Source organism: Pseudofrankia sp. EUN1h (genome assembly GCF_001854645.1).
Lineage (GTDB): Bacteria > Actinomycetota > Actinomycetes > Frankiales > Frankiaceae > Pseudofrankia > Pseudofrankia saprophytica.
This window is the reverse complement of record NZ_MBLN01000110.1, coordinates 42,434-50,280: the sequence shown is the minus strand read 5'-3', so window position 1 is coordinate 50,280 and position 7,847 is coordinate 42,434. Positions and strand designations below refer to the sequence as shown.

Annotated in this window: 6 protein-coding genes; 1 reads left to right on the top strand and 5 read right to left on the bottom strand. The window is 71.5% G+C overall.

Features of this window, described 5'->3' with window-relative positions:
* Positions 1–418, top strand: a 418-nt coding sequence (locus tag BCD49_RS38595; protein ID WP_131803655.1) for a transposase, incomplete at its 5' end; no start/stop codon positions are given.
* Positions 419–586: 168 nt separating this feature from the next.
* Here BCD49_RS38595 and BCD49_RS38590 read toward each other — a convergent pair.
* From BCD49_RS38590 to BCD49_RS38570, 5 genes are all read right to left on the bottom strand, one after another.
* Positions 587–1,468, bottom strand: a complete 882-nt coding sequence (locus BCD49_RS38590; RefSeq protein ID WP_007508582.1) for a TIGR03854 family LLM class F420-dependent oxidoreductase — start codon at positions 1,466–1,468, stop codon at positions 587–589.
* A gap of 184 nt (positions 1,469–1,652) precedes the next feature.
* Positions 1,653–2,108, bottom strand: coding sequence for a MarR family winged helix-turn-helix transcriptional regulator (locus BCD49_RS38585; RefSeq protein WP_007508580.1), 456 nt, complete (start codon positions 2,106–2,108; stop codon positions 1,653–1,655).
* A gap of 248 nt (positions 2,109–2,356) precedes the next feature.
* Positions 2,357–3,169, bottom strand: coding sequence for an SDR family NAD(P)-dependent oxidoreductase (locus BCD49_RS38580; protein ID WP_051466126.1), 813 nt, complete (start codon positions 3,167–3,169; stop codon positions 2,357–2,359).
* Positions 3,170–3,203: 34 nt separating this feature from the next.
* Entirely contained in the window at positions 3,204–4,268 is a 1,065-nt protein-coding gene (locus BCD49_RS38575) for an NAD(P)H-dependent amine dehydrogenase family protein (protein ID WP_035926193.1), read from the bottom strand.
* Between the two features lie 354 nt (positions 4,269–4,622).
* Positions 4,623–7,427: a non-ribosomal peptide synthetase gene (locus BCD49_RS38570; RefSeq protein ID WP_241832485.1), complete on the bottom strand. Its 2,805-nt coding sequence runs from the start codon at positions 7,425–7,427 to the stop codon at positions 4,623–4,625.
* Between the last annotated feature and the right edge of the window lie 420 nt (positions 7,428–7,847).

The window sequence follows — 7,847 nt, the reverse complement described above, 5'->3', positions numbered from 1 at the left end:
GGACGCGAGGATCCTGCTCTCCCAGCCAGGGCTGGGAGCGGTCCTCGCCGCCCGGGTGCTCGCCGAGTTCGGAGACGACCCCGATCGCTACACCGACGCCAGGGCCCGCAAGAACTACGCCGGCACCGCCCCGATCACCCGCGCCTCCGGCACCCGGCGGATCGTGCTCGCCCGCGTCGCGGTCAACAAACGACTACGYGACGCCCTCTACCTGCAGGCCTTCGCCGCGCTGGGCGTCTCTCCAGGAGCGAGGGCCTACTACGACGCCCACCGCGCCCGCGGCGCCACCCACCACCAGGCCCTACGCGCACTGTCGAACCGGCTCGTCGGCATCCTCCACGGCTGCCTACGCCACCACACCCCTTACGACGAAGCCACCGCCTGGCCCAGCCAGACCGACCAGAAGATCGCCGCTTGACAGTTAGAACCGTGGGATATCTAGGGCCTCCCCCACCGATTCGCTATGCCGGAGCCACAGCCCACCTGTACGGCCAGCCCTTCGCACTCGGCAGCCAATCGGCGGGGACCCCGCGGAAAACTCAAGGCAGAAAGACGAACCGCTCGCAGGGCGGAAGGGCCGCGGTGGTCAGGTCTGGAGCGGCATGAGCTCGCGGGCGAAGTCGTCGAGGAAGCCGGGCAGGCTCTCGGCCGGGAGCGCGGGGTAGATCACGAACTTGCTGACGCCGGCGGCCACGTAGTCGGCGATCGACGCGCGGGCGGCGTCCCAGCCGACCGGGATGAACACGCCCGGGTCGACGTCCGGCCGCCGGGCCCGGATGCCGGCCAGCTGCGCCGGCGGGACCTCGTCGAAGGCGACCCGCAGGCTCAGGCCGAAATGCTCCTGATCGATCTCACGGCCCGCCTCGGCCGCCGTCGCGTTGATGACCTCGATGCCGGCCGCCGCGTCGGCCGGGGTGACGAGGCTCGCGAGCCAGCCGTCACCGAGCCGGCCGATCCGGCGCAGCGCCGCCGGGGCTGCGCCCCCGAGCCACAGGTCGAGCGGGCGGGCCGGCAGCTCGCCGATCCCGATGGCGTCCAGGTGGAAGAACTCGCCGTGGTGGGTGACGGACTCCTCGACGAGCAGCCGGCGCACCACCGTCAGCGCCTCGTCGAAGACATCGCCGCGGCGGCCCGGCGGCACCGGGAACGCGCTGCGCTCGGAGGCACGCGCCGGCCCCAGCCCGACGACCGGCAGCACCCGGCCCGGCGCGAGCGCGGCCAGCGACGCGACCTGCTTGGCGAACAGCGCGGGGTTGCGGCCCGGCAGCACGGCCACGCCGGTGCCGACCTTGAGCCGGTTCGTGCGCGCCAGCGCCCAGGCCATCCCCATCATCGGGTCGACGGTGGGCGACGAGAGCTGCTCGGACAGCCACAGCGAGTCGATACCCAACTGAGCGATCTGCTTGACCAAGCTGGACAGCTCATCGCCTGGAACCCCGCCGAACCCAACCCCGATCCGGACCTTCATACGCTCCCCCACCGATCTGCCAGATCGTCGCGTCGACACCGCTCGGCACAGTCGCCAGGTGTCAACGACCGGGCAGATCGCAGGCTTCCCTGATCGCCGACCTCCCAGATCACGACCTTCCAGATCGGCTCCGCCGATCCGGCAGGAACCCCGTCCGCCGATCCGGGAGGGACCCCGTCGCCTGTTACGGCTCGCCGTCGCGTTCGGCGATCGGTCGGGCGCGGCTGGTCAGCCGGATGAGGAACTCCCGGAACGCCTCCTTCTCGGCGGCGTCGAACACCGACAGCAGGTCCTCCTCCACCTGGTGGGCGTGCGCCACAGCCTCGTCCGCGACGCGGACGCCTTCGGGAGTGAGATAGGCCCCCAGCGAGCGCCCGCCCTTCGCGTCGGGGCGACGTTCGATCAGGCCGCGCCGTTCCAGGGTCGCCAGGGACAGCTGCGCCGCCTGCGGAGTGATGAAGTTGCGGCGGGCGAGCTCGGCGCCGGACAGCCCCGGGGTGCCGCTCAGATGTCGCATGACACCGATCTGCTCCGACGTGACGTTCTCGACGCTCACCGCGTCGTTCAGCGTTCGGCGCCAGTGGTGGAATGCCCGCTTGAGCAGCCAGGTGATGTGTTCCTCACCGTCCACGACGATCATCTTCACCGTCCGGCCTGTAGGCGGGCGAAGCGCCGCGGATGACGTTCRGTCACGGCGCTCTCGGCCCTCAGTGTGCGCTGCTCAGCGTCGCCACATRCTAGGTGAGGCCCGAGGTCGTGAAACGGCGGGCCTGGTCGGGTGGGTGGGGCCCGGAGCCAGCACTTGCGGCCCCGGGCCAAAACGCTCTCCGTCGATGCGCATCTCCGTTGGCGCGCATCAACGGAGATGCGCTCTCGGTCGGCGCGCCGTCAGTTGGCGCGCTGTCCGCCGAACATCGCGCGCATCGTCTCGGCGGCCTGCCGGCGGGGCATCGCGGCAAGCTCGGTGAACGCCGGCAGGAGCCGGGGCGGGACGAGGACGGGGCCGTCCGTGATGTTGGCCAGCGCGAAGGTCGCGATGTCGTCCGGGTCGTCGACGACCTGGCCCTCGGTGACAGGCCCGGCCGCGAGGGCCCGGGCGGGCGTGTCCGTCGAGCCGACCACGAGGTACGCGACGTCGAGCCCGTCGGGTCCCGCCTCGGTCCAGAGGCCCTCGGCGAGGATCTGGGTGAACGCCTTGCCGGCGCTGTACATGGCCCGGGCCGGGCCGCCCGCGCTGCCGGCGAGGGAGCCGACAAGGATGATCCCGCCGCGCCCGCGCGGCAGCATGCGCGCCCCGAAGTGATGAGCCAGCGTCGCGTGCGCCAGCGGGCTGGACCGCACGTTCCGGCGGACGTCGTCAGCGTCCAGCCCCAGGAAGGGGCCGCTGCCGAAATAGCCGCCGATGTTGCTGACCAGCAGCCCGACGGCCACGTCGTCGGAGACCTTCCGGATGTGGTCGAGCAGGTCCGGCGCGGAGATGTCCACGGAGAGCGTGCGTACCTCGACGCCGCACTCGGCGCGGATCTCGGCGGCGGTCCGCTCCAGCGGTCCTTCCCGCCGGGCCAGCAGGATCAGGTTGAGTCCCGCCGCCCCCAGCTGGCGGGCGAAGGAGGCGCCCAGACCCTCCGATCCGCCCGTGACGAGCGCCCACGGGCCGTACCGTTCGACGGAGATCATCGGATTGCCGCCCGTCCGCTCCACTCGTTCCACCCGCCGGCCCGCCCGGTCGACGGCATCAGGACTCCGCCGTGGCGACGGCGAACGTCGGAATGATCGGCGGGAGCTCCACCGTGGTCCGGATGCCCGGCGGGGCCTCGACGATGTTCGGAATTGCGTTCACGAGAATGTAGGCGTTGTAGCCGGGCTGGACGGGGCCGTACGCGTCGCCCTGGGCGAAATGAATGTCGACCTCGAACGGCGGGTCGCCCTCGATGACGACCCTCCAGCCGGAGTCACGCACCGGCAGCGGTGGGTCGAGGTCCGGCGAGACATACCAGATGGGGTGGAACGTCATGAGCGGCCTGCCGGCGCGCCGACCGGTGATCTCGAAGTGCCACGCGGCCACCGTGCCGGCTTTGATGGTGGTCACGGCGACCTGCTCGTCGTGTGTGGCGACGGCCACCGAACCGGTCGCGGTGAAGTCGTCGATGGAAAGCCCGACGGCCTCCGCCAACTGGAGGAACGGCTTGCCGAAATCGTCCCGGAGAGTGTCCGCCGTGGCCTGCAGATCCATGGCCGCCGGATCGCCGCCGAACATCATGTCGATCATCTCGGGCGAGTTGCGAGTCCTCATGTCCGCGAACTCGTAGATGGTGAGCGAGTCCAGGCGGCGCATCATCGCCAGGAACGCCAGCGGCAGCTGCTCGGTGATGAAACCCGGGCTCGGTCCCGTCGCGTAGAGCGACGACTGGCCGCGTTCGCACGCCTCCTCGAGCAGCTTCCGGTCGGCCGGGCCCAGGCTGGCGGGGTGCCGGTAGGCGTACTCGTCGGTGACGATGGTGATGACGTTCGCGCCCGACCCCAGTAGCTGGGCGATTTCCTCGATCTTGGAGCCGTCCGACAGAGGCATGTAAAGGACGCAGTCCGGCCGGGCCGCGATGATGTCCTCGATGCTCTGTGTGGCAATGACTCCGGTCGGCGCCACGCCGGCGATGTCGCCGGCGTCGCGACCAGCCTTCTCGTCGGAGTACACGTAGACGCCGACGAGGTCGTACAGCGGGTGCTCGATGACGCCTCGTAACGCCTTGACGCCCGAATGTCCCGTGGCCCACTGCGCGACCCGGTACCGTCTTGCGACCATCGCGATCACCACCTTCTGCATGCGAGTTGCGCGGCCGGCGGACCGGCGGCAGGCGGCTCGGTCCGGTGTCGGCCGGCCGGAAAGCGTGGATCGGACGCTACCGGCGCGACCTCGCCGTTCGCAAGCACTTGATATAAAGCACTTGATGATGATGTCGCGTCTGGCCGGCGGGGCACGCCGAACCGGTGCCCTCCGACCTGGTCAGCGAAGAGATCCGGCGGGTCGAGGCACGAGGTCGAGGTAGGGGTCGCGACAGGGCGAGGTCGCGGAAGGGCGAGGTCGCGGAAGGGCGAGGTCGCGGAAGGGCGAGGTCGCGGAAGGCGGGGTCGAGCCGGCGACCTCGAGCCGACCGCCCTAGCTGACGCCGTCGATCTGAGCGAGCCGCTCGCGGATGTCGTCGGCGAGCTGGCCGATGAGCGGCTCGCGCAGCACGTTGTCGTGGTTGCCCAGGACCGTGCGCGCGACCGCGTCCTGCCCGGTGAGCAGCGGCGCCCACAGCCCTTCCACCGGGCGCAGGCCGCCGTCGATCACCTCGTTCGAGGCCTGCCACAGCAGCGCGCGGCCGGTCCACGGCCGCGGCCGGTAGGTCATCGTGAGGATGCGGCCCTGGTTGAAGAAGACGTCGTACTGGCGCATCCCGGGGAAGCGGACGACACCCGTCAGCGGAAGCCGGGCGAACTGGCCGGCCCGGTCGGCGACGACCCGCAGCGCGTCCGCCGGGCCGCGCGTACCCTCGCGCGGCTGGTGCGAGGGGCTGCCGTCGAAGACCGGCCCGGCCCACTCGCCGGCGCCGGGCGTGTGCCGCTTCGACGGCACGAGCGCCCCGCCCCTGGACAGGCGCATCCGGCCGGGCGGGGCGCTGTCGACGATGGTCAGCAGCGCGACCTCCTCCCCGGCCGCGCGCAGTTGGTGCGCCGCCTCGAAGGCGACCAGGCCGCCGAAGGAGTGCCCGAGCAGCAGGTAGGGGCCGGCGGGTTGCAGCAGCCGGATGTGGCGGGCGTGCCGGCGCGCGATCGCCCTGACCGACCAGTCGGGGACGCCGCGCCGCTCGAGCCCGTGCGCCTGCAGCCCGTAGACCGGGCGCTCGCCGCTGAAGTTCGCCGCGAGCGAGAGCATCGCGATCGCGAGCCCGCCCGCGCCGGCGAAGCAGAACAGCGGCGTCCCGGCGCCCCCGGTGCGCAGCGGCATCACGTCGGGGTGGCGCAGCGTGTCGGCGTCGGCGGACGAACGCGAGACGAACGCGGTGAGCTCGGCGACCGTCGGTGCCTGCGCCAGCGCCGAGGTGGGCAGCCGCACGCCCAGCTCGCTCGCCAGCCGGGCGGCGACGTCCTGCGCGGCCAGGGAGTCGCCGCCGAGCTCGGTGAAGTCGTCGTGGATGCCGACGGTGTCCAGGTTGAGGACCCGCGCCCAGATGCTCGCGACGGCCTCCTCCCAGTCGTTGCGCGGCGGGTCGCCGGCCAGGGCGGGCGGCGCGGGCGGCAACGCCATCCGGTCGACCTTGCCGCGCTCCGTGCGCGGCAGCACAGAGAGCGTCACGATCGTCGCCGGCACCATGTACGAGGGCAGCCGGGAGCGCAGCAGCCGGCGGATCGCCGCCGCGGACGGGAGGCTGTCCGGTGACGGCACCACGTAGGCGACCAGCCGGGGCGGGTCGGCATTCTTGTCCGCCACCACGACGGCGTCGGCGACCTCGCGCGCGGCCAGCAGCGTCGATTCGACCTCGATCGGCTCGACCAGGTAGCCACGGATCTTCACCATGCCGTCGAGGCGCCCGGTGATCCGCAGCTGGCCGTCGGGGCCGAACCGACCCATGTCGCCGGTCCGGTAGTAGGCGACGCCGTTCTCGTCGACGCCGAACCGCGTCGCCGTCTGCTCCTCGTCGCGCCAGTACCCGCCGGACAGGTACGGGCAGTAGATCATGATCTCGCCGGCCTCGCCGGGGCCCGCCTCCGTACCCAGAGGAGCCACCGGGGAGCGGTCCTCCCGCAGGAGCCGGACCTCCTTGCCCGGCAGCACCCGACCGGCCGGGACGACGCCGCCGTCGGGCACCTCGTCGTCGCGCGCGATCAGGCCGAGCGTGGTGAGGCCGGACTCCGAGGAGCCGTAGGTGGTGATGATCCGCGCGTCGGCCGGCAGAAGCGGGCGCAACAGCCGGACGTCGCGGGCGTAGAGCGCCTCGCCGACCGTCTGGGCGTAGCGCAGCCCGTCGAGCACCTCGCCGGGGGAGAACGCCCCGACGACGCCCCGCAGCAGGGACGGGGTGGCACAGAGGAGCGTCGGGCGCTCCTCGCTCAACCAGGCCGGCAGGTCACGCAGACCGCGGACCCTGGGGTCGTACATCGACAGCGTCGCCCCGGCCAGCAGGGTTCGGAAGATGATGCTCATCCCGGAGATGAAGCTGTACGGGAGCAGCAGCACCTGACGGTCGTCCGGACCGAAGTCGACGGCGTGCTGGAATACCTGGTGGTGGAACAGGAAGGTGCTGTGGTTCCACACCACGCCCTTCGGCACCCCGGTGGAGCCGGACGTGAAGATCAGCATTGCCGGGTCGCGGCCCTCCCGGCGGGGGGCGCGGACCGCCGGGCGGGCGGCGGCCGCCGGGTCCGGGCCGTCCAGGCGGTCGAGGCCGAGGCCGTCGAGGCCGTCGAGGCCGTCGAGGCCGAGGCCGTCGAGCGTGCTGGCGCGCCGGGGCTCGTAGCCGGTGCCGGGGCGCTCGCCGACCGGGAACGGCTCGACCCAGGGCGGGAGCAGGCCGGCCAGGTCGAGCGTCGCGTCCGACTCGTCGGCCAGGCCGCCGGTGCCGCCGACGACGGGACCGGCGGAAGGGCCCGCGCACACGCACAGATCGGCGCCGGCGAGCTCGAGGATCCTTGCCATCCGTTCGGCCGGCAGGTGCCCGTCCAGCGGCACGAATGGCCGACCGGCCTTGAGAATGCCGATCATTGCGACAACGGCGGCCGGATCATGCCCGAAAAGCAGCGCGACCGGGCGGGAAGCGTCCGTTGTCGTCTTGGAACGGTCCAGTAGCCGGTTAGCCAGATCGTCGGACCAGCGGTCAATCTCACCAAAGGTGAGAGTTCCACGATGTGACCGCAGCACTACCTCGTCGGCGCACTGACGCGCGACCAAATGAAACCGTTCGAGGACGTTCGCGTCCACCTCGTCCGCGGCTAATGGCGGCACCCACGCCCGCGGGCGCGTGACCCCCGGAGCCGCCGGCCTCGACGTCGCCGTCACGCAGGACCTCCGCAGTTTTCTCCGCCCGCCATTAACCAGGGCCGACGGCTACATATAGCACAGACAGGTCATTGTGGAAACGAGGATGACTATCCAGTTACGGCACCTTAAGTCCTATTGCGATGTAGAAGATGAAGCCCGCGCACGGCACGTTCGACCCGCGCCAGACCAGCGACCCACGTAAAGCACATATTTCGCRCAATTTTCGGCAAGCTCACCGCGATCAAGTCGTGCCCCGGGCGACGCCCGCCGCTTGATCGCCACCTGCGCCCTCCGGTGGCTGTCATCCAGCCCCGTTCGCGACCATCCGAGGGCGGAAACCACGATCATGCGGCCGACAGG